1 protein-coding gene is annotated in these 24,930 nt (G+C 46.6%); it reads left to right on the forward strand.

The annotated features are described in order from the left end of the window. Window positions 1-144 precede the first annotated feature (144 nt). The gene (locus tag ICN25_RS04705) at window positions 145-24,924 is read left to right on the forward strand and encodes a YDG domain-containing protein (protein ID WP_216179418.1); all 24,780 of its coding nucleotides are present in this window, start codon (window positions 145-147) and stop codon (window positions 24,922-24,924) included. Window positions 24,925-24,930: the final 6 nt, after the last annotated feature.

Consider the following 24,930-nt stretch of genomic DNA (forward strand, 5'->3'; position numbering starts at 1 on the left):
GGGAAAATTCTGCTTCCGGAAAAAATCCTAGAGTTTGTATTGAAAAAACCCCGTCAGAAAAGGTCGCTCCTTTCTCTGAAAACATCGTTGAAAAATTGTTTTGCGAGAGTTAATTTCGTAGGCAAAATTTCGCACGTATTGTTCGTGGGCTCATGCATTGCATCAGCAAGTGCATTTGCAAATCCTGCAGTACCTCTCTTGCCAAAAATAGCGCTTCCTAGCAACGGCCAAGTTGTTGCTGGTAATGCATCTATTTCTCAGTCACAAACAGCAACTTCTGCGACCATGAATGTGAATCAAACTTCACAACGTGCGGTGATCAATTGGGATAGCTTTAACGTCGGTAAAAATTCTCAGGTTAATTTCAATCAACCCAACGCAAGTGCAGTAACTTTGAATCGCGTTACCAGTGCAACACCTTCGATGATTGAGGGTGCAGTAAAAGCAAATGGCCAAGTGGTTTTTGTAAATCCGAATGGCGTTACTTTTGGTAAGGGTGCTGACATCAACGCGGCAGGAGTCGTAGCAACGACGATGAATATCGGTGATAAAGATTTCATGGAAGGTAAGTCCACTTACAAAGGTAACGGCACTGGCCAAGTTATCAACGAAGGAAAAATTAAAACTAACGTTGATGGTGGTTACATTGCCTTGTTAGCTCCGGAAGTTCGCAATGATGGCTATTTACTTGCCAAAAAGGGTGAGGGAACTGTTGCCTTGGCATCAGGCGAGCAAATTACCCTGGATTTCAAGGGTAATTCCTTGATGAGTCTGAAGGTGGACATCGCCACATACAAAGGTTTGGTTGAAAACAAGCGGGTTGTAGAGGTAAACGGTGGTTTGGTAGTGATTGCGGCAGGCTCAGCTAACCAACTGATGGCCAGCGTCATTAAAAATACAGGCCGTATCTCTGCAAACAGCTTAGTCAACAATGGCGGTGTAATCGAATTAGTCGCCAATACCGTTACCCAGGCAGGTAAAGTGACTGCCAATAGCCAAAATGGACAGGGCGGCCAGATCAATATCGTAGGCAGTGATATCACCGTTGCGGCTAACTCTAAAACTACAGCTACTGGTACTCAAGGTGGTGGCCAGATCAATATCGGCTTGGCAAACACTAAGGTAACTGGTGGTTCACAGCTCAATGCCCAGACTCCAGGTGCTCAAACCAATCTTCAAGCCGAAGTTGCTATTAAGGCAAATGCCCAGGCGGCAGCCAATAACAAGCAAATGGCCAAGACAGTCACTGTAGAGCAGGGTGCTCTGATTGATACATCAGCCATCCAGTCTGGCAACGGTGGATCTATTGCCATTTGGTCTGAAGTGAAGACCACAGTGGCGGGTGTCCTTAAATCTATGGGCGGCACCTTATCTGGTAATGGCGGCTTTATTGAAACCAGCTCCAAAGGAACTGTAGCGCTAGCTGCTACGACACAAGTTAATACCAGTGCAAGGAAGGGCAAGTCTGGTACATGGCTCTTGGATCCAATTGATTTAACAATTGATACCGCTGCAGCCAGCATCATCTCTGCAGCTCTCTCCTATAACAACGTCATTATTGAAGTAAATGCCAATACCACTGCTTGCCCAAGTGTGGGCGGCTGTACACAAAATGGTAGCGGTAGTCTGACTATCGCTAGCGGTGCCGATATTCTGAAGAGTGGCGCCAACTTCACAACCTTGACTCTATCTGCTTCCGGCATCTTTAATCTCAATGCCAACATTAGCGGTCAGAACCTAGATGTCGTTATCAGATCTTCTATCGCCTACCTTAATGTGGGTACAACAATCTCTGCTACTAAGGTAACTGTTCAGGCGCAGACTATCTATGCTGCTGGCAATATCAACACCAGCAACTACAGTCTTGCTGGTAATGCAGGTTCACTAGGTAATGCAATCAACCTACTGGCTCAAGCTATCTATGTATCTGGCCGCTTAAGCCTGAGCTCAAGCCTGCCAAACAATATGGCAATAACCGTATTAGTAAATGGAGCAGCTAAACGGCCAGAAGAATTACCTGCTTATCTCATCTCTCAGAACGCTGATCAAAACCTCAACCAGGTCTACTCCAGCACTGCGGCAAATGACGCAAGCGCTATTCAGGCGACAGTGACTCAGACTAATAGCAATGTGATTTATCTTGCGGCAGGCCAATCTATTACCTTTAATAGTGACGCCCAAGTGTTGGCCAACGGCAGCACTGGTGGATTTATCTATGCAGCTGCCCCAAGTATTAGCAGTCAAGCGGGCAGTGTGGTGCAGGCCAATGGTAATAATGGCCCCGGCGGCTTAATTGCTTTTTCAGGTGATCAAATTACAGTAGCGGGCAGCATTGCAGCAAACGGAAGTACGGATGGCGGCGCCATCACTCTTATCGCCAATAACGGCGACCTCAATATTCAAAACAGTGTGATTCAGACAAACGGCTCAACTGGCCGTGGCGGTAGCTTTGGTGCATCCGCAAACAATAGTGTCACCATCACCGGAAGCACTATTGAGGCAACTGGTTACACCCAGGGTGGATCCATCAAGATAGGCAATGATGCAAGCAACGGCACATTGCCTTTTGCTTTATCTGCGACTCTAGACCAACATACCACTCTCAATGCCTCGCAGCAAGATTCAAGTCTAGCCAACCAAAGTGGTGGTTTGATTGAAACCTCTGCCGGCACACTCAGTTTGCTATCAAGTATTAATGCAGGTAGGGGTGGTATCTGGTTAATTGACCCGTATGACATCATCATAGATGCTACCGTCGCAGGCTATATTAATACCGCACTCAATGCCTCTACTAATGTAGAAATCAGTACCGCAAATTCAAGCAATATCATTGGATCAAATTCAGTAAGCAGCATTTCAGGCAACGGAAATATCAGCATCCGTTCTGCAATCAATGCAACTTCAGGAACAGCAACTCTCACATTTACTGCCACAACCATCGAGCTTGATGCTAACGTAACAACCATTGGTGCACAAACTTATAACGGCGATGTAATCCTTGCTCGAAATGCCACCATTACATCTGGTAATGCGAATGTAACTATTAATGGTTCTGTAACCACAACAACGTATCCAGTTAATAATTATTTCAGCCTAACTGGTGCTGGTGGTTATACGATTGGTGGGGTAGCCGGTTCAGTTGGCGCTACGTCAACACATATTAGCGGCGGCTACCTTTCATACAATACTGCGAATCTGACATATACCTGGATTCCGGACTACACATTTACTTCGCAATATTTGGTTGTGGGCGGCGGCGGTGGCGGTGGTTTTGATAACGGCGGTGGCGGTGGTGCAGGTGGTGTTGTTAGAAATTCTTCTTACATCATTACTGCTGGTGCAACATACACGATCAAGGTTGGTGTTGGTGGTACAAATTCATTGGCCGGCACAGCAACTATATTTACCTCAAGTGCCGATACGATTACAGCAAATGGCGGATCCCCTGGTGGTAATGGAGGTAATTATTCTGGTGGTGCTGGTGGCGCATCCGGATCAACCGTTGTTAATGGTGTAACAACTGCAGCTAATGCTGGTGGACCGCGCTATCCAGGAGGCTGGCCAAACCCTCAGCAGCCTGGTGGTGCTGGCGGTGGTAGCTCGGCAGCTGCATCAGGAACTACTGCTGGTGCCGGAACATCATCTTCTATTACTGGTGCCGCTGTCACTTATGCAGTCGGTGGCAATGGCAGTGCTGGTGGCGGCGCAGGTTTTGGCCCTACATCTGCCGGCTCTGGCGGCGGCGGTGGTGCTGGGGGTTATTCAAACGGCCTGGCGGCAAAGAATGGTGTTGTTATTTTTGAAGGTCGCGCATTTGCTCCTGCCAACTACACGCTAACAATTAATAGTGGTTCTGGTTCTGCGGCCATTTCTGGTGACGTTACAAACATTATTGGCATTACTGTTAATTCAAGTAATTCTATAAATTCAATTGACGGTGTCATTTCAGGCGCCACTTCTGTTACGAAGCAAGGAACTGGCTTACTCACTCTAAATGGACTCAATACCTATACCGGCGGCACAACAATAACGGCTGGTACGTTACAAGCAGGGTCTGTCACTGCGTTTGGTGCAAGCAATAGTGCAATTAGCGTAGCCTCAGGCGCGTCTATTGATTTAAATGGTCAGGCAATCAGCAATACGAATGCCGCAACTATTGCAGGTGCAGGCGTTTCCTCTAATGGAGCCATTACGAATAGCAGTTCTATGGCAGCCTCTTACATTGGCACAGTAGCCATGTCTGCGGCAAGTAGCATCGGTACTAGTGGCGGCAATCTCAGCATCAGTGGTGTCGTTAGCGGTGCTTATGTTGTGACCGTAAATGGTGGTGCTGGTCAAACCGGTACAGTGATTTTTTCAAATACCAATACTTATGGTTCGGCAACAGCACAAAATACTATTGTCGAGGGTGGTATTTTGTCTATCAGCGCAGACCGTAATTTAGGTGCTGCTCCAACGAGTGTAGTAGCAGCATCAGTAGGTCTTAATGGCGGCGCGCTTCAGTCAACTGCATCCATCACTCTGGCATCAAATCGCGGAATTACTCTAGGTACTGATGGTGGCGGTCTTGCAGCTACAGGTTCATATACATTAACAGTAGGTGGAATTGTTGCTGGATCTACGGCTTTAACTATTAATGGCGCAAGTCAGACAGGTACCGTTGCTTTGGCGGGTGCCAATACTTACAGTGGCGCCACCACAATTACTGGTGGAACTCTTGCTATTACTGGCTCAGGCAGGTTAACGAGCAGTACTACTGCCGGAACTTATGCCAGCAATATTATTAACGCAGGAACATTCCAGTATTCCTCTAGTGCCGCCCAAATCCTGTCTGGAATTATTAGTGGTGTAGGTAGCTTAATTAAAGATACCAGTAGTAGCTCTCTCACATTATCTAATGCAAATACTTATGGCGGAGGTACAAGCGTTCAGTATGGAACTGTAAAAGCTGGAGATGCTGCTTCCTTTGGCACTGGCACGATTACTGTGGGTGCCAATGCCAATTCACTCGGCACTATCGATCTGAACGGTAAGGCTATTAGTAACGATCTTGTGTTAAATGGTGGAAGTATCGCTGGTGCAGTTACCAACTCTAGCGCAACTGCTGCAACCGCATCGGGTGCGGTAACTATTGGATCGGCAACATCGATTGATGGCGCTAATGCTTTAAGCTTTACCGGAATTGTTAGTGCAGGTAGTAATGGAATTGCCTTTGTGGGTGCTGGTACCTACAGCATGAATAACAGTTCCAATACATTGGCAACGATTGCAACTTCTTCTACTCCAGTTGCTGGTTTAACTATTGCCAATAGCAGCACTTTGACAATTGGGTCAGTTACCGTGAACGGCACAATATACAGTGGGCTAGCTGTTGCTGGAAATCTAACAATCAATGCGCCATTAAATATCAATGGCAACATTACAACTGGTGGCACACAAACCTATAACGGCGTTGTCAACATCACCGGGACATCAGTATTAGCAACTTATACCGGTGGAACCGGAACAACCCAGGCCAATAAGGCTGTTTCTTTTGCTTCTACGGTGAACGGCGCGGGTGCGCTGACCATTACAAACGGTAGTGCAACAACAACTTTTGGCGGCGAGGTGGGTGGCACAACTGCGCTTGCTTCACTTAATATTACTGGCACTGGCACCACCTCATTGGCCGGCAGCGTAACTACTACTGGTGTTCAAAGTTATGGCGGGAATGTTGTATTGCGTGCAGATAATGTTCAACTCAATACTACCAATAGCGCGGTCACTATCACCGGCATCGTCAGTGCTACCTCTATTGCTGGCGAGACGGTTTATCAAAATTATCTGCAACTCTTCGCAGATGGAACCTATTCATATAGCGGGTCAACTCCGACGGCTGCATCTACGAACAGCGCTAGTCCGACGTCAACTGCAGTAGGTAGCTTATATGCAACTAGCTCTCTTGCAGGTAGTGCAGCCTGCGGTGGCGCCGGAAGTCCAGCATGCTTCACATTTACGTGGACCCCTAATGCTTCAACCACCAACTCTGGCTACTTTATCGCTGGTGGCGGCGGAGCTGGTGGCTTTGATACTGGCGGTGGCGGCGGTGGCGGTGGTGTATTAACGGGGTCACAGGACTTTTCTTCTGGAGTCAGCTATTCAATTTTGGTTGGTCGTGGAGGTGCCGGTGGTACCGGGATCATTAGTGGCTCGGGCGGATCCAGCGTTGGCATGAATGGTGGTACTGGTGGAAGAACTTCTTTGGCAGGAACTGGTTTAACTACCATCATCGCCTTAGGTGGCGGCGGTGGTGGTGGTCGTATTGCTGCAGGATCGAATGGTGCTTCTGGTGGCGGAGCTAGTGGGAGTGCGGCCGCTGGTACTGGGGCAGTAGGGCAAGGAAACAATGGCGGATTGTCAGGAACAACAGGCGCATATGCTGCTGATATAGGTGGCGGCGGTGGTGGTGCAGGTGCTGCAGCATCATCACAAAATGGTGGGGCTGGTATTGCAAGCTCGATTAATGGCTCATTGGTTTGGTATGGTGCAGGCGCTGGCGGCGGAAGTTTTAGTGGTGCTGGTGGCTTAGGTGGCTCAGTGAGTGCAGGCAACGGCGGCTCAAATACAGCACTTCCAGGTGCGGGTACGGCTGCAACTGGAAGCGGTGGCGGTGGCGGCGGTTTAGCAAACGGATATTCAACAGGCGGAGCAGGTGGTTCTGGAACGGCTATCTTCGGATATGGCGCCAGTCTTACGCCTTCGGCCGGAAATTCTCTAACCATTAATTCTGGCTCTGCAGCCGCAACTATTTCTGGCGGTGCCAGCAATCTAGTTAACTTAACTATTAACTCTAGTAGCGCCTCAAGCGTTATTACAGGTGCCGTTACAGGCCCAACTAATTTAGTAAAGACTTGTACCGGCACTTGTTCTGCTGCCACAGTTACAAGTTCAAATCGCAATACTGTTAATGGCACGCTAACTTTGGTTGCCAACAATACTTACACCGGTACCACCACAATTACTAGCGGCACTATTCAGGTTGGTAATAACAGTACAACAGGATCACTAGGTACTGGCGCCTTAACCAATAACGGTAATTTAGCTTTTTATAAGAGTTCAGCAGTAAGGTACTCCACTACGCTAACAGGAACAGGCTCTGTTTCACAAAACGGATCTGGTGTGCTTACTTTATCCGGAAATAATGACTACCAAGGCGGTACTTTCATTGCGGATAGCAGAAAAGTTATTGTTACTAGTGCCAATGCATTAGGCGGTGCTAACAGTGGCTTGGTAACTATCGGCGCCTCTGGAATTTTAGATCTTCAATTTGCTGGAACTGTTTCAATCGGTTCTTTGTATATGAATACCGGTAGCACCATCATTAACTCCGCAAACACAAGCAATCTTGTGGTGTCTGGTGTTAGCACCTTGCTAGGCTCGGTTACCACGGTTGGTACGCAAACATACACAGGCGCTGCAACAATTAATGGCGCAACAACACTGAGCACCTCAAATGCGGCCGTTAATTTTGGCAGCACAATATCTTCTGGCGTAACTATAGCCAGAGCATTGCAGCTGCTTGGTGGCGGTTCATACCAATATGGTGTGGGAAGTGTTGCAACAGTTGGTGCAAGTGCTGTTACCTTGACTGATGGCGCTACATTGTCATATGCAGGTGGCGTTTATAGTTGGACACCGTCGGCCAATACTACTGCAGACTATTTGGTTGTTGCAGGCGGGGGTGGTGGAAGTCGCGGTGTAAATGCTGTGAACTGGGGTCCTGGTGCTGGTGGTGGTCAAGTTGTTACAGGTAGCAATGTCTGGGTGGCCGGAACTACTTATGCAATTACTGTTGGTGCTGGTGGCGCAACGCCAGCAACAGCAGGTGGTTCTGCAAATACTACTGCAGCTAGAGCAAATACAAACTATGACGGAGGTGCTGGCGGCTCCTCTGCCATCTCAGGCTCAGGCCTGACGACCATTACTGCTTTAGGTGGGGCGGGTAGCAATCATAATTCTGCAATTGGTGCCACCAGTGGATCGGGTCAATTGGGGGCAAATGGCACCACATCTATTGGCGGTGTCGCTGCTGGTGCCGGTGGTGGTTCCGGAGGACCCGGTGTTGGCCTAACGGCTGGTCCGGGTGTTGTCTCTGCAATTACTGGCACTTCTACTGAATACGGTATTGGCGGCTGCGGTATGAACGGCACTGCCTGTGCAAATGGTACCCCGGCGGCTAACACAGGTAGGGGCGCAAGTGATATCAGCGGTGGAGTGGCGCCAGCAGGTGGTTCAGGTGTTGTAGCAATTTCTATTGCTCGTGACTTTGTTCCTCAATCATTAACGATTAATTCAGGTACAGCAGCCGTAACTCTTACTAACAATGTTGCTGATGTTTCTTTAGCAATCAATAGCACCAGCGCCTCTAGTGCTATCAGTGGAGTGGTATCAGGTGCTGTTTCAATTACCTATAACTCTGCTGCTACATATAACGCTAGCTCGTCAGGCGTTCTCACCATTTCCAATGCAAATACTTATAGCGGTGGCACTAATGTTGCCTCCAGTAGGGTGGTGCTTGGCAATAATGCTGCGCTAGGTACTGGCCTAGTCACAGTTGGATCGGCAGCAACCTCATTAGCAACGGTAGATACCAAAGGCTATAGCGTTAGTAATAACTTTAAGATTTATGGCGGTGCAGCTGTTGGCGCAATTATTAATTCCAGTACAACATCTGCATCTACTGTCTCCGGTACGGTAACTCTCGATACTTCTGCAGCTTCATTAGGTGGCGCTGGCACATTAATTTTGAGTGGAGTCGTTAACGATAATGCAAAGGGTATCGCTTTTGTTGGTAGCGGTAATTTCACCCTGAGTAATACTGCAAATAGTATTGCAACGATTGCGACGATTGGTAGCGCTAGTTCAATCGGCTCATTAACTGTTGTTGATAACACTAATTTGACGATTGGTTCAGTAACAGTCAATTCTGTTGCATATACCGGTATCAAGAGTAGTGGGGCGGTATCGATTACTGCAACAGCTAGCTCAACTGCATCTGCTGCAATAACTAGCACGGTTGCTACCAGTGCTACAGGCAATATCACCTTCATCGCTAATTCGACTGCAGGTAATGGTATTGATTACTCGGGAGTTAGTGGAACCATTAATGGTGCTGCAGTTGTTCTTACTGGTACCTCCACTACAGGAATTGCGGTAAAGGCAATCGGTACTATTACAGCCAATTCTCTAACAGTTACTGGAACTGGCACTACTGCAGCTACTGTGGTGAGCTTGGGCGCCATGACTATTAATACCGGCGATCTTATTGTGACTGGTAATAATGCAGCAGCAGGAACAAATACTGGTATTACCCAAACTGGAGCTATTGCAGACAATGCCAATGGCGGCAATATTTCATTTATTTCCAATAATGATATTACGCAATCTGGCACGATTACATTAGCCGCTAATACCAGTGGAAATGCTTCAACCATTCTGTATGACAACCGCTATGGAGACAAGACTTCTGTATTGATGATTGGCACCCTGACTAATACGGGTAGCAGCAGTCCTGTTAATTACTCCATACTGGCTTCAGGTGGTGCAATCGATCCTGTAGTCAGCGTCTCTGGTTACATTGTTTTGGATAATACCTTCGGTTGTACTGGCTCTGGATGTACTCCGGTTAGTGGATTCATTACATTGGCTAATGCTGCAACTTACGCAACCAGTATTGCAGGTGTAACAACCAACGGGGCATTAACGGCGGGAACTTACATTACCTTAAAGGGTATTTCTAGTGGTGGGATAGGGGTAGCTCTAGGAGGTGCTGTTAATGCCAATGGTGGTGACTTAACAATCATCGGCTCATCTACTGATGCTGGATCGCGCGCCATTGATATACCTGCAGGTTCAAGTCTTTATGCACCCGCAGGAAATATTATCATTACAGCAACCAAGTCGACAGCTACTACGGTATCTGTGATTAATTCAACTGGAACGTCCACTGCAGCACCGAATACTATTAGCGCATCTGGATATATTCAGATTACTGGTTATGCGCCATCATCCAGCACTGCAATTGCCTATTTCTCCTACACAACGCTAGCGGCTGGTGGTGATATTACTGTTTCTGTAGCGGGTGGTGGTGGAGCTTCATATGGCGCTGTACATTTCACGAACAGTCCAATTTATGCTGGTGGTAATTTAACTATTCAGGGTGCAAGTGTTGGGGCAGACAATACCAAGACCAATACAGCAGCCTCTGGATTCTTGACCGGCGCAACAAATACAAACTTAGTCGCTAGTTCCTTGGCCGATGCAACTATTGTTAGCGGCAACCTCACAGGGGGATCGGTTCCGGGCTCTATTGTGGCTACCCATGTGGCTCAAGTAACAGGTTCAAGTTCCCAGTGGTTATTGGGTTTCTCTGATGCAACAAACACCAAAATGGTACTGGTAACACTATCCTTGAGTGGCAATACCGTAATGGCCACTCCTACTTTAGCTGGTTATGTAACCACTACAGCTTTTAATGGATATGCTGGATCGTCAGCTCAAAAACTTAATACTGCTTGGTTAGTAAAAACTAATATGACTGTTGATGTAACCAGTGCTGGTAGTCCCGGCTATGGCGTCTCCAATCTCGTTTTTAACGGCTACCAATCTACAGGCAATGCAGTTGGCGTAACTGGTTCTGCAGTTACATCAAGTGGTAGTGCTGTCTATATTGGTAATAGCTCAGCAACAGCCATTGCCAGCGGTAAGGTGAATGCTGGTAGCTACTCTGGAACTACGGCAGCGGGAAATATTTGGATTGCAGGTAGTTCGACTGGTAGTACCCTCAATATTATTGAGAACGAATCCGTCATGACCTCAACTGGTGGAGCTATTCGCTTGATTGGCGTAGTTTCTGGTTCAGGTAGTGCTGCTGTTGCCTTGCGCGCAACATCAAAATTAATTACGCAGAACGCAAGTAACGGCAATATTGATATCTTAGCTAGTAGCACCAATGCTACTAGTGGTATTGGTATTTATATGAACGGTAACGGTACCGTCACTACACCGTCAATTATTGATGCAGCCAAGAATCTCAATATCGTGACTTATGCAGCAGGGGCGGCTAGTACTTACGGATTACAAACAGTCTCCTACGTATTATTTAAATCGACTGGTGACATGTTGATTTCAGCAAGTACACCAACTGGTACAAATTCATACGCTATAGATTTAACAAATTCCATACTTAAATCTGGCGGTACATTAACCATGCAGGGTGCTTCTACAGCAACCTTATCTGGTGAGAATGGTGGTCTAGTAGGTGCGACTATTTCAGGCGTTGCTTCTACAGTAGCTGGTTCTGCAGTGAATGCCGGTCTTCAACACGGCATTCGTATCAATGGCACAACAACGCTTACATATAGTGCTACCACCTATTCCAATGTAGTTGCTGCTGGCAATGTGTGGATCGCTGCTCAGTCGCCTAGTGCAACAGGTGGATATTACGGACTTGATATTTATTCCTCGATTACAAGCACTTCAGGTGGAATAACTCTTATCGGAACAACATCGGGTAGTTATGGCGTGGGTGTGATGTTGCGAACCAATGCTGACCTCATAGCCCAAAATACTAGCAGCGGAAATATTAATATCCTTGGAACAGCAACTAATACTACTGCTAGCTATGGTGTATATATCGTTGGTGGTAGTGGTACAGCCACGCCACATATTTTTGATGCAGGAAAAGATCTCAATATTGTGGGCTATGCCTTAGGTGCAACTGGTACTTATGGTATTTACAGCTCAACTTACGGACTATTCAAGGCGGTAGGAAATATCTTAGTTTCTGCTAGCACGCCTAATGGTGCAGATACCTATGGTATTTATCTTTTAAATACCATGCTTCAGGCCAACGGCACGATTACGATGCAGGGCGCCACAACGAGTACATTGATTAATGCAAATGGCAGCTCCAATTCCAGTGGCATAGCAAGTGTTGCCACTACAGTTCAAGGCTCTGCCGTTAATGGTGGTAAGCAATATGCTATTTACATTAATGGCACAGGAACGGTTACTTATAACAACGTTGTCTATAGCAATATTCTTGCGGGTGGGGATATTTGGATTGCCGCTGCAACCAATGGGGCAACGGGTGGCTACTATGGCCTATTTAACTATTCCTCTATTAAGTCAGTCAACGGCAATATCACTTTGATTGGCACCACAAGCGGCAACGCAGGAATGGGTGTTTCCTTACAAACTAATGCTGATGTAATTGCAGGTACAGCATCCGGTCAGCTCTACGTGGCAAATACCTCTGGTACAGCTCTGACAGCGCCAGCAATGATTTCGAATACTGGTTTTGGTACGCTCGTTGGCCAAATTAGTGGCACCACATTGCCAAGCCTCAATGCTGCAACGTTAGCGGGCTACAACATCAGCTACCAGGGTGGTGCTACTACTAGTGGAGCAAGAGCTGCTACCGATATTGTTCTGCACTCAACTTCGCCCACAAGCGCATCCTATTTAATTGGTGTGCGTGATACGCCTACTTCAGGCACTGTTTATACCAAAATGGAAATGGTGACGCTTACACTCATTGGTAATAATGTTTACGCAAGCGTTCAAACCGCAAAATACAACGCCACTGCTTTATCCACTGGAACATCTGCCAATATCCTTGGTGGAACAACTAATCTGGTTTCTCTTTGGAATGCTGGAACAATTGGCACTACCAGTAATGCAAAGTCTGCAACAGGTTATGGTGCAGCAAACTTAGGCTTTACTGGAGCCACTATCAGCGCTACTTCAGCAGCTACTGGCGATATTCGCATCTATGGAACAAATACTAACGCTACAGGCGGGGATGGCGTTAACTTAATCAACGGTGGTTCAGCAGCTGCTCCTCATATTATCGACGCAGCTAAAACCCTCAGTATTGTTGGTTATGCAAACGGTATAACTGGTGCGAATGCAGTCTATATGAATAACTTCGGCATATTTAAGTCTGGTGGAGATATGCTGATTTCTGGTAGCACCCCCAATGGAACTAATAACTACGCAATTTATTTGAATGGCGTTGCTTTAAATTCGGGCGGCACCTTGACTATGCAGGGCGCAACAACATCTACACTCAGCGCCCAGAATGGTGGCTTGGTAGGAACAACGATTGCTAGCGTTGCAACAACGGTTGCTGGTGCCGCAGTGAATGCCGGTACGCAACACGGTATCTATATGAATGGCAATACGGCAGTTACTTATAACGCTGTAAATTACTCGGACGCCTTAGCTGCTGGCAATATTTGGATGGCTGCGAGTAGCGGCACATCGAATGCAGCCTATTATGGTATTAACAACTATTCATCACTTACATCGACCGGCGGTTCTATAACGCTTATTGGCTCGACTGGTGGTTATGGTGTTAATGGTGGCATGGGTGTTTCACTCCAAGCTACGGCCCATGTGATTGCTCAGAATGCAACCAATGGTTACATCTATATTTATGGTACTAACACCAGCACATCAGGTGGCGATGGTGTCAACGTTGTTGGCAATACTTTGGCAAGTCCACACATATTTGATGCCGCAAAAACAATCACAATCTCTGGCTATGCAAACGGTACATCCAGCGCCAATAGTATCTATGTAAATAACTACACTCTGTTCAAGTCTGGTGGTGATATGACTTTCTCAGGATCAACACCCAGAGGTACGAACTCATACGGCATGTATTTGAATAACGTTGTCATGAATTCGGCTGGCGCATTAACTTTGCAAGGCGCAACAACTTCATCCATTACAAACGCTAACGGTTCTAGTGGTGGCCAAACTATTTCGAATGTAGCAACAGGAGTATTGGGGTCAGCTGTTAATGGTGGCGCTCAACATGCTATTTACTTTGGAGCGTCAACAACCTTTACCTATAACGCAACCTCTTATACTGGTGTAGTAGCAGCCGGCAATATCTGGGTGGTGGGTTCTACTGCTACGACTGCTGGCTACCATGGTGTTCAAATGCGTGGAACTCCAATTACATCGACCGGCGGATCGATTGTCATTACCGGCGTCACTTCAGGCTACGGCGGTATTGGGGTCTATTTTTTAGGTGCAGATTCAAACGTGGTGGCGCAATCTGGCAACATCACTATTTCCGCAAGCAGTCTCAGCTCAACTAATGGCCATGGTCTATATATTGTTGGCTCAACTCAAGCATCACCACAGGCATTTATTGCGGGCGGCACATTAACAATATCTGCTTTTTCTTCGGGTAGTAATAATGAAAACTATTACCTGATGAATATTGATACCTATACCTTGTTCAAGTCTGGCGGGGATATGGTATTTGCACTTAATTCACCATATAAAGCTTCAGTTGCCACTTGGAACGTGCGCTTTATCAATACGGTCATCAGTTCTGGCGGAAACTTAAATTTTCAAGGGTCTGTATTAAGCGCTTTAAGCGCACAAAATGGCGGGGCTAGTGGAACAACTATTGCCAATGTGGCAACTTCAGCAGCTAATACCCGAATTAATCATGGTGCTAACTATGGCATGCTGTTCAATAGCAATGTCTCGGTAACCTACGGTTCGCCAACCGTCACATATTCTGGCATTGTCGCGGCTGGCAATATTTGGATTGGCAGCTTAACCACTAGTGGTGTACAAGCCTTCTACAACAATTCCAACATCACCTCTACTGCCGGAACTATAACTATCTGGGGTACGGTAACCGCCGCGAATGCGACTGGCATTCAACTCAACTCAGGCGTTATTAATTCTGCAGGACTCCTCACATTGACTGGAACGGCAACAGGAACCAGTGCAACCATCGTTAATAAGGGCGTTTATATCGCCTCGACTGCTAGCTTGACATCTGCAGGTGGCATCTCAATAGTCAGCACTGGTCTTACTGGTGGGGCAAATGCTGTTGTAGACCTTAATGGTGCTATTACAAATACTGGCACCACTGGTACTGGCATATCAATCTCTAGTACCGCTGATACATCGACTGCCGCAATTACCAATTCCGGAACAAATGGTGTACGAATTACCGGTGGCTTTGGTATCGCTGCCGGCACTACAACTGGCGGTAATATCACCGGACTTGGAACGATTACCAATACTGGTGGAGTAGTGGCCTTATCTATGGCACAACCAGGCGCAACTGCTTATACGATTGAAGGCAAAGTAGGGGTGACTAGTTCCAATGCGTCAATGGCGAATATTCGCTACAGCAATGTAGGCGGTACATTCACTACTCCAAGCGCATATGTCAGTGGTAATTACATCGACTATCGCTCAGGAACTACTGCTTACACCATTTCTGTTGCATTAAGTGCTAACTATTCTCAGGCATATGGAACCGCATACAACTCTTCAACAGCGACTACTTGGTTGCAAAATAATGCTACGGTCACTTTAAGCGCCACTCCATTTGGCGTTTCAACAGCGAGCGTAAAAGCAGGGCTGACTTTTAACAGCACTATAGGTAATCCAGCAGTAAATGCCAATATTGTCCAGACAGGAACTGTCATCAAAACTGGCAGTATCCTATCTGCTGATGGTGTGACAGTAACGGTTTCAGGGGCTCCAACCTATACGATCACGAAGGCAGCACTCACAATTGCTAATAATGCTAGTACCACCACCTATAACGCTACGAGTACATATACTGGGCTTGTAAATACTGCCGGATATACCGTAACCGGCCTTGTAACATCGATTGGTGGCATCAATACGGGAGATGCAATTACATCTGTTACCCAAGCCATTAAAGCTGGATCCACTGTGGGTTCAGGCTCCGCCATCACCGGAACAACTATTGCGCAAAATGGTTCATTCAATACCACGCCAAGCCTAGCGGTAGGTAGCGGATTATCTAACTACAACATTACCTATACCGGTGTTGCTTCAACAGTAAGCAAAGCGCTATTAACAATCACTGCTGCTACTGATAGCAAGTCATATGGCGCAACCACTACTAATGCTGGCCTTGTCTACACAACCGCAAGCGCCACGGCAACTTCCCCAGCAACCAACGGAACGGGGTACTCAATTACTTCGGGTAGTTTACTTGGTAGCGATACTTTAACTGGTTTAACCCTAACCAGTACAGGTGGGGTAGCAACAGCAGCCGTGATGTCAGGTGCATCTGCGGCAAGCTACTCTATTGTGCCAAGTGCGGCTAGTGGCACAGGGCTTTCAAATTACACCATCACCTATGCAAATGGCGCCATGTCGGTTTCTGCGCGTGCATTAACGGTCACTGCTGATAATCAAACAGCTACCTATGGCACTGCATTCAATGTGGGCAGTGGCAAAACCGCCTTTACTTCAAGTGGTTTACAAAACGGTGAAACGATTGGCAGCATTACAACTGCAAGTACAGGTTCATCAACTACTGCCGTAGTTGGCAGCTATGCATTGGTACCAAGTCTGGCGACTGGTGGAACCTTTACATCTAGTAATTATGCGATTACCTACGCTAATGGCACTTTGACAGTTGGTGGTAAAGGGCTCACGATTACTGCCACGCAGCAATCAGGTACTTATGGCACGGCATTTAATTTAGGCGCGAGTGCATATTCATCAAGCGGTCTAATGCCGGGGGATAGTATTTCTGGGGTGACATTGCTGTATAGCAATGGCGCTACGGTATCTCCAACGGTCAACGCTGGAACCTATACCGGCGCTATTGTGCCAAGCTCGGCAACTGGCACTGGTCTTTCCAACTACACCATCACATACACAAATGGCAATTTAGTGATGGGCAAGGCTACATTGACAGTGACGCCAAATACTCAATCCACCACCTATGACGGTACCACTCTAAATAATGCAACGTATTCACAAGCAATTGGAAATTACACCGTAAGTGGTTACAAAAATTCCGATAACGCAACCAGCGCACCAGTGACGCTGGCTGGAATCATGGGCTTCAATGGCAGCACGACTACAGTGGTGCAAAACGCAGGATCATATGCTCTAACTGCCGGAACACTTGCCGGAACTAGTACAAATAATAACTACCTAGTAAGCTTCGCTAATTCAAACAGCAATGCCTATGTCATTGATAAAGCTACTGTTACGTTAACCGCTAGCAAAACTTATGATGGAGCGGTTACATTTGCAACAGGTACATTGGGTACAACATTATCTGTAGCAACCGGAATTTCAGGTCAAACATTAACTCTCACTGGTTCAGCAGACGCTAATAGCGCCAACGTAACCGGAGTTACTACCTTGCCAACCGCAGGTTTAGCTTTAGGTAATTGCACTGGCGTCGGCTGCGTAGGTTCCGCAAACAACTACCAATTGCCAGTTGCCACATCTAGTGTCTCAATTTCACCCAAAGCGATTACTGTAAGCCTCTTATCCCAATCTAAAACATATGATGGTAGTACCAGCGCTACTTTAATTGCCGGTAGCAGTGTAAGTGCTGGTGATTATGTATTGGGTGGATTTGTTAATAGCGAGGGCGCCTATGTAACGAAGGCAACTGCTACTTATAATTCTGCTAACGCGAGCTTAAGCGGCTTATCATCTGTGGCTGGTACCGTATCAACCGCTTTAGTTGCAAGTGATTACACGGCCAAAGCGGGTACCTTACTCAGCAATTACACCTTGCCAAGCACTGCAAGTGGAGTCGCCTCAATTGCGAAGGCAGTATTGGTATTGACGGCAAACGATGCAGCTAAATTTGTTGGGCAAATTGATCCCCCATCATTTAACTCTTCTGTAAGTGGTTTAGTAGGGGGTGATACCACTGCTGTATTAAATAATTTATCTGTCACTAGATCTAATCCAGGCACCAATAGCGCTGGTTATGTTGATTCATTGGTGCCAAGCGCTACTGCAGCCAACTACACAATTAATCCTGTTAATGGCGTATTCACAGTAGTTGCCCAGGGTCAGTTACTGATTAGGGTAGGTAATAGCACCTCCATCTATGGTACTTTGAGCGGCACAGCAAACCTATCTACTGTTGCGAATGTAACGGCTTCATATTGCAATATCGGCTCTAGTTGTGGTGTTGGCGATATTGTTAATCTCAACATGACTGCCCCAACTGGTACTAGTGTTACATGGACTGCTATGGATACGCAGTCCCCACAGGGTAAGTACACATTTGATGTTGATGCAACAGTACCGGCAAATTCAAGCAGTGGAGCAGGGTATTTAAAAGTTGGCTCTTATGCGGTCACGCCATCCAATTCCGTGACAACGGTCAACGGCTTTAATACCAACTATTCAATCGCATATCCAGTGCTTGTCACTGCTGGCACGGTTACGGTTACGCCGTTGACGCTTACCATTTCCCCTTCTGGCGGAGTTGCCCCAACCAAGCAATATGACACCACCGCAACATTGTCTGGCGCAGCATTAACGCCAACCAATAAGATTGGTATTGATGCAATTAACATTGTTGGTTATGGATCCTATGGCAGTGCTAATGCCGGAGCTACAACATACAACATTAACAATATCGTGTTGAGCGGTGCTGATGCCGCTAACTATTCTGTAGCGGGAGTAACAACCTCAGGTTCCACAACGATTAGCCAGGCTCCAGTGACGGTAAGTGGTTTATCTGCCGCCAATAAAGTGTATGACGCTAATACCACCGCAGTATTAAGTGGGGCAGGCGCAACAGTGATTGGATTATTAGGTGGTGATACTGCTGCCGTTAGCGGAACGGTGGCCGGCACCTTCAGTCAAGCGGATGTCGGAACTGGATTAACAGTAACTCCGGTATTGGGTGTTCAAGGTTTAGCGCTGGACAACTCGAATTACTATATTTCAGGTGTAACTAGCTCGCTTACAGCAAACATTACGGCTGCTCCAGTTACTGTGACTGCTGCGAAGATTTATGACGGCAGTAATTTGGTTGCCAATGCTGGTTTAACTGTTACAGGTATTAGTGGTCAAACTTTGGTCTTAAGTTCTGGTACTGGAACTTTGAGCAATCCTAATGTGGGTTCCGCAACTTTAGTAGCGCTGAATAATGCTGCTCTCGGTAATGGCACAGGTACAGCATCTAACTACACACTCATTAATCCTAGCTTCAGTACTGTTACCATCACTCCAGCAGTCATCACTGTAGCGCCTACTGCTGCTATTAAGGTGTATGACACCAATACAAGTGTTAGTGGAGCAACTACTGCACCAGGTCTCACATTAGTAAGTGGTACTTTATATTACAACGCCGCCAATTCTGCGAATGCATCTACTAATGTCGTGCTAGATTCTTTAAGTGGCGGCATATTTACCTATGACAATGCCAATGCTGGATCTAATAAAACTCTCAGCGTGAATAACATTGGCGTCTTGAGTGGCTCATCCAGTGTTACCGGTAATTACACTGTCACTTACAACACTAGCTCAACAAGCACAATTACAAAGGCTCCATTGACGATTAGCGGCTTAACTGCTGCCAATAGACTATACGACGCAAGTAGGGTAGCTACGATTACCGGTAGTCCAGTAGCGGTTGGGGTTTTAACCAATACTTCTAATATTCAAGATGTTATTACTGCATCAATTGCATCTACAGGTCCTACTGGCACCTTTAGTCAAGCAGATGTAGGTGCTTCTTTAGTGGTGACGCCAGGTACCACTACTTCTGGTGGTTACACCACCATGAATGGCATTACTCTTAGCGGAGTAAGCGCAGCTAATTACTATGTATCTGGCGTTGATACAGTATTAACAGCCAATATTTCGCCCGCTCCAATTACCATTACTGCAACTAAAGCCTATGATGGAAGCAATACAGTAGCTACTGGAGACCTCTCGGTGGCTGGTGTAGCAGGCCAGACACTGACTTTGGCTGCTGGTACGGCTACCCTGAATAATCCGAACGTAGGTACAGCAGCATTAGTAAGTTTGAATGGTGCCACCTTAGCTAATGGTTCTGGTCTTAATGCCGGTAGCGCCTCAAACTACACCATTGCTAACCCTACCTTTAGTACAGTTACGATTACGCCGGCCAATATTGTTTTCACTGCAACAAATGCAGAAAAGGTTTACGACACAACAACCTCTATTACTGGGGCTACTACACTACCTACAGCAGCTATTTCTAGTGGAACGCTATTTACAAATGCTTCAACAGGGCTCACAGACTCAATATCTGGCGGGTCATTTGAATACGCAACTGCAGCTGCAGGCGTTAATAAGCGGCTGAACTTAGCTGATGTCACGATTCTAAATGGCTCTACTAATGCGAGTGCAAACTACAACATTAGCTACGTTGCCAATACTGCTAGCTCTATCAGTAAGGCGCCAGTAACTATTTCTGGTTTAGCTGTCAGCAATAAAGCATATGACACGCTTACTACAGCAGAAATTTCCTTATTGGGTGCTAGCGTAACTGGTTTGATTGGTTCCGATGCTACTACTGGTGTTGCTGTCGGTGGCACAGTCACTGGCACCTTTGCTTCTGCAAATGCGGCAAGTGGCGTTGCAGTTACTCCGGTTCTGACGGGGGTAACTTTAAGTAATCCAAACTACATCATCACAGGCGTTACTTCGGCACTAGCCGCAGATATTAACCCAGCACAAATCACGCTCACTGCCAGCAAAACCTACGATGGTAGCAATACGATTTCCACAGGTGGTTTGACTGTTGCTGGAGTGGGCGGTGAAACTTTAACCTTAAGTGCTGGTTCAGCAACCCTCAGCAATCCAAATGTGGGTAGTGCAGCATTGGTGAGTTTAAATAATGCAGTACTGGCTGATGGTGTAAGCGGAACGATTGGTTTGGCTTCAAACTACACCATACTGAATCCAGTCATGAGCGCTGTAACTATTGCTCCAGCCATCATCACCATCTCATCGACTGATGCGGTCAAGGTATATGACACTACAACTAGTGTTACTAATGCATCAACTATTCCAGCAGCCACCGTCTCTTCTGGCAGTCTCTTTACCAATGCGGCTACTGGCAACCCAGATAGTCTTTTGGGCGGAACGTTTAGCTATGCCGATGCAAATGCTGGTGCAGGTAATAAAACACTCAATATCAGCGGTGTATCAATTATTAACGGTAGCCTGAATGTAGGTTCTAACTACACGATTACTTACCAGGCCAATAGCACTAGCACCATCACACCCGCTCCATTGACATTCGTAGTTTCCAGTAGCTCTGGAAGCTATGGAACTGCTGCAAGCTTAGCTGGTGCTTCAGCTGTATTAAGTGGTTTTTTAAGTGCAGGGGATCAAGCAGCTATCACGCCTTCAGTGGCGGTCTCAAGTGGTGGAAGCGTCATTACTTTGGCCAATAACACGCCCGCCGGCGTTTACCAAATGGTAGTAACTGGCATCACCGGTACAGGCTCCTCCAATTATCAAATCGTTTCCTCTGGTAGCAATAGCGGAACGCTAACTATTAATAAGGCGCCCTTAGTGATTACGGCTGACGCCCAGTCAACTACCTACGGTACATCCCTTGGATTAGGAACTACTGCCTTTACTTACGGCAGCTTAGTCAGTGGGGATACGGTCGATAACGTCATCTTAACTAGTGTCATTGGCAATGCTGTCGGTAGTGCTACTGTGCCTGGGACTGCCTATGCTGGTACATATTCAATTGCTCCTAGCGCTGCATCTGGTACCGGTATCGGTAATTACGATATTACCTATCAGCCTGGAGTGCTCACAATTGCTAGGAAGGCAATCAATGTGGTTGCCGATAATGCAACCATGGTTTATGCCGACAGTGCATTACCATCTTTAACATATCAAGCTGTTGTAGGGTTGGTCAACGGCGATACCTTGTCTGGTAATTTAGCAACTACTGCCACACCATTCAACGGAACACCGGGTTCGGCTTCCATTGTTAGGGTAGGAGGGTATGCGATTACTCAGGGTACTTTAACTGGCGGTAGCAATTACACCATCAGCTTTACTCAAGGCGCCTTAACCATTTCACCACGAGATATAACGGTTACTGCAGCAGACCAAAATACAGTCTATGGAACCCCATTGGTTTTGCTCCAAAATCAATTGACTACGGCTAATCCACTAAATTCATTAGATCCACTTAAGGGATTAAGAAACGGCGATAGCATTAGTGCTGCAACTATTACTTATTCAGGTACCGCAATCGTTCCTGCAAATTTAAACGCGGGCGCCTACACCCAGAGCCTCGATATAAGTAGTGCTACAGGCACCGGCCTCTCTAACTACAGCATTACCTATGCACCAGGCAATCTGATTGTTGCTAAAAAAGAATTAAAGGTAAGCGCGGTTACTGATGCTAAATTTGTAACTACTGCAGATAATATTGGATATGCAGGCGTCTTATATTCCGGCTTTGTTAATGGGGATACCGCAGCGAGCTTAACTTCACAAGCTACTGTTTCTGCAGATAGGGTTGCGGCAAACTTAACCTATATCCCTCCAACGGGAGCTTCTAGTATTGGGTTACTCCCAACCTCATCCACTGAGCCTGCGGGCACCTATGTTGATGCATTAGTGGCTTCAGGTGCAGCTTCTACTAACTACAGCTTTACATATACCAAGGGTAATTTGATTGTGGTGCCTGCCGATGGATTGATTGTTAGGGCAGGCAATCAGTCAATAGTTTATGGCGGTACGCCTTCCTATGCGAGCGTCACTGCTGAGTATCTATTGGGAGGGGCTGTGACACCTATAGCCTTGACCAGCACGCCTGTTAGCAACGCTATTTCGATAACGGATGGTGCTGGTGCAGTTGTTACTGGAAACATTAACCCCGCCAATCCTGCATTAAGTAGTTCTAATAATATAAAAGTAGGTAACTACAACCTTGTATTAGAAAACTTCTACAGTCAAAGTCAAAACTTCAATTCGATGACAGTGGTTGGAGGATTGACCGTTACACCAAAACCGGTATCTATGGCATCTTTAGGTATTGCGCCCCCAAGTAAGGTTTATGACGGCAACACCAATATGACTAGTGTGCCGTTATCTGCATCGCCAACTGCATTAATCTCTGGCGACTCAATTTCCGTGGTTGGTGCAGGCAGCTTCGATTCTAAAAACGTTGCTGTTGGTTCAGCGGGATACAACGTTGTAGCCTCTCTTGAAGGCGGCGATGCAAGCAACTATGTTATTTCAGGAAGCCCAATTAAATCTGGTAGCAACGGCACGATTTCTCAATTAGATTCAGTTACTTTTACTGGTGCTTCGGGTGGATTGTGGTCAAACCCATCCAACTGGACGACTACTGGCACTACTAACGTAGGCGCAATCCCGGATTTATCCAACGTGGCTAATGTGATCCTGCCATCCGGTTACAGTGTGATTTATGACGATTCGGTACAAGGTCCCGTTACCTCGGGTGTGTCTAATAGCGGCAATCTCACTTTCAATTTGAGTTCTGCAACTACGATAGGAATGCCGATTAGTGGAGCAGGTAATGTCACGATTTCAGGCGCAGGTGCAATTACGCTGACTGGCGATAGTTCGTTTACTGGTGGCATCAACTTAGGTGCTGGCAACACTTTGATTGCTGGATCAAATAATGCATTAGGCTCTGGCCTCATTAATTCAGCTGGAACTACAGCGAGCCCGGCTAATTTCTCAACTTCATCAGGCATCACTATGCCTACTCTGAATATCGTCGGTGGCACAACAGCGATCTTGAGTGATATCACTACAAGCGGCGCGCAAAGCTACAGCGGTAATTTGATTATTGGAAGTTCTGGCACAGGCACTACGACATTGCAAAGCTCTAATGCCAATATCTTGCTTGATGCGACGATAAATGGGGCGGTTAATAAGACTGAGTCTTTTGTAATCAATGCAGGATCAGGCGTGGTTACCTTGGGTAACTCCATTGGTGAGAATGCACGTTTAAATAACCTAACAGTAACTGGGTCTCGAATTTATATCTTGGCAGATATCATTACCGGAATTGCCCAGACCTATAACGGAGCCGTATATATTGGCGATGCTAGCTATTTAGGTCGAACCCCTACAGTGGGCTTCTTATTCACCGATAATTACAAAGGCTACTTCCAGTATGTTGCCGGTACAGGTGTGAGATCAAGCACCATCAGCTATTTAAATCTCAATCCAATCTACGTACGGACGATGATTTCTGAGGATCCGAGTGTTACCTATAACGGTACAGTGAATGACACTGTAGCTGACACGCACACACTGCTAGTTGCTGCTATTGCACCAGCAGTGATTCCTTATGGCAGTGGATATGCAGCTGTAAATGCGGGTGCATCAATCAACTTCAATGCTGCAGTCGGTGCTACTGCGCCTTTATATAGCTTGAATGCCCAGACTGTAGTGAGTAATACACAAGCAAATGCCTCTACGAGTTATATCGGTACAGTAAGCCTTGCTGATAGCGTGAGAACTTATTCTGACCAAACTTATCGGGCTAACTTAATGAGCGCGGAATCAAGCGCTAGCCCAGGGACTGTTACTTTCTCCGTATGGGATCCTGCGGCTAGCGTTAATTTCAATTTGCCGGAACAAACTGTTGCCAATAGCGGCTGCTCAGGTAATTGTGGTCAGCTGAATTTGCAAAACCCAAATAGCTCTGATGCATTGACGGTCAATGGCGTAAGCAACTTTGCATTGGATGCTAACTTAACCGGGGTAAATAACTGGGGCAGTCAGTTTGTTCAGAATGAGGCTTTAGGCTACATTCCTCCGGTCGTTGTGCCGCCCGTTACGATAGTCCGTACCCCATTTATTCCGACAGTGAATGGCGGCATGTTGCGAGAGGCTCTAGATTTCCACGCCGATCAAGTTCAGATGACAGTGGATGCAAAAATCCTGGCGGGTGGCGTAACTGTTTCCTCGCCTGAGGAGATTACTCAAGTAGCGAGATCAGTAATTGCTTCTACAGTAACCAAGGGCACAAAAGCTACTTTAAATTCTGCAGGAGCCGCTGTGATCTGCAGTGTTGACGAGAAGGGTGATTCCTATTGTGGGGAAGACTAAGGATGG

It is taken from the genome of Polynucleobacter sp. 80A-SIGWE (assembly GCF_018882295.1).
GTDB lineage: Bacteria > Pseudomonadota > Gammaproteobacteria > Burkholderiales > Burkholderiaceae > Polynucleobacter.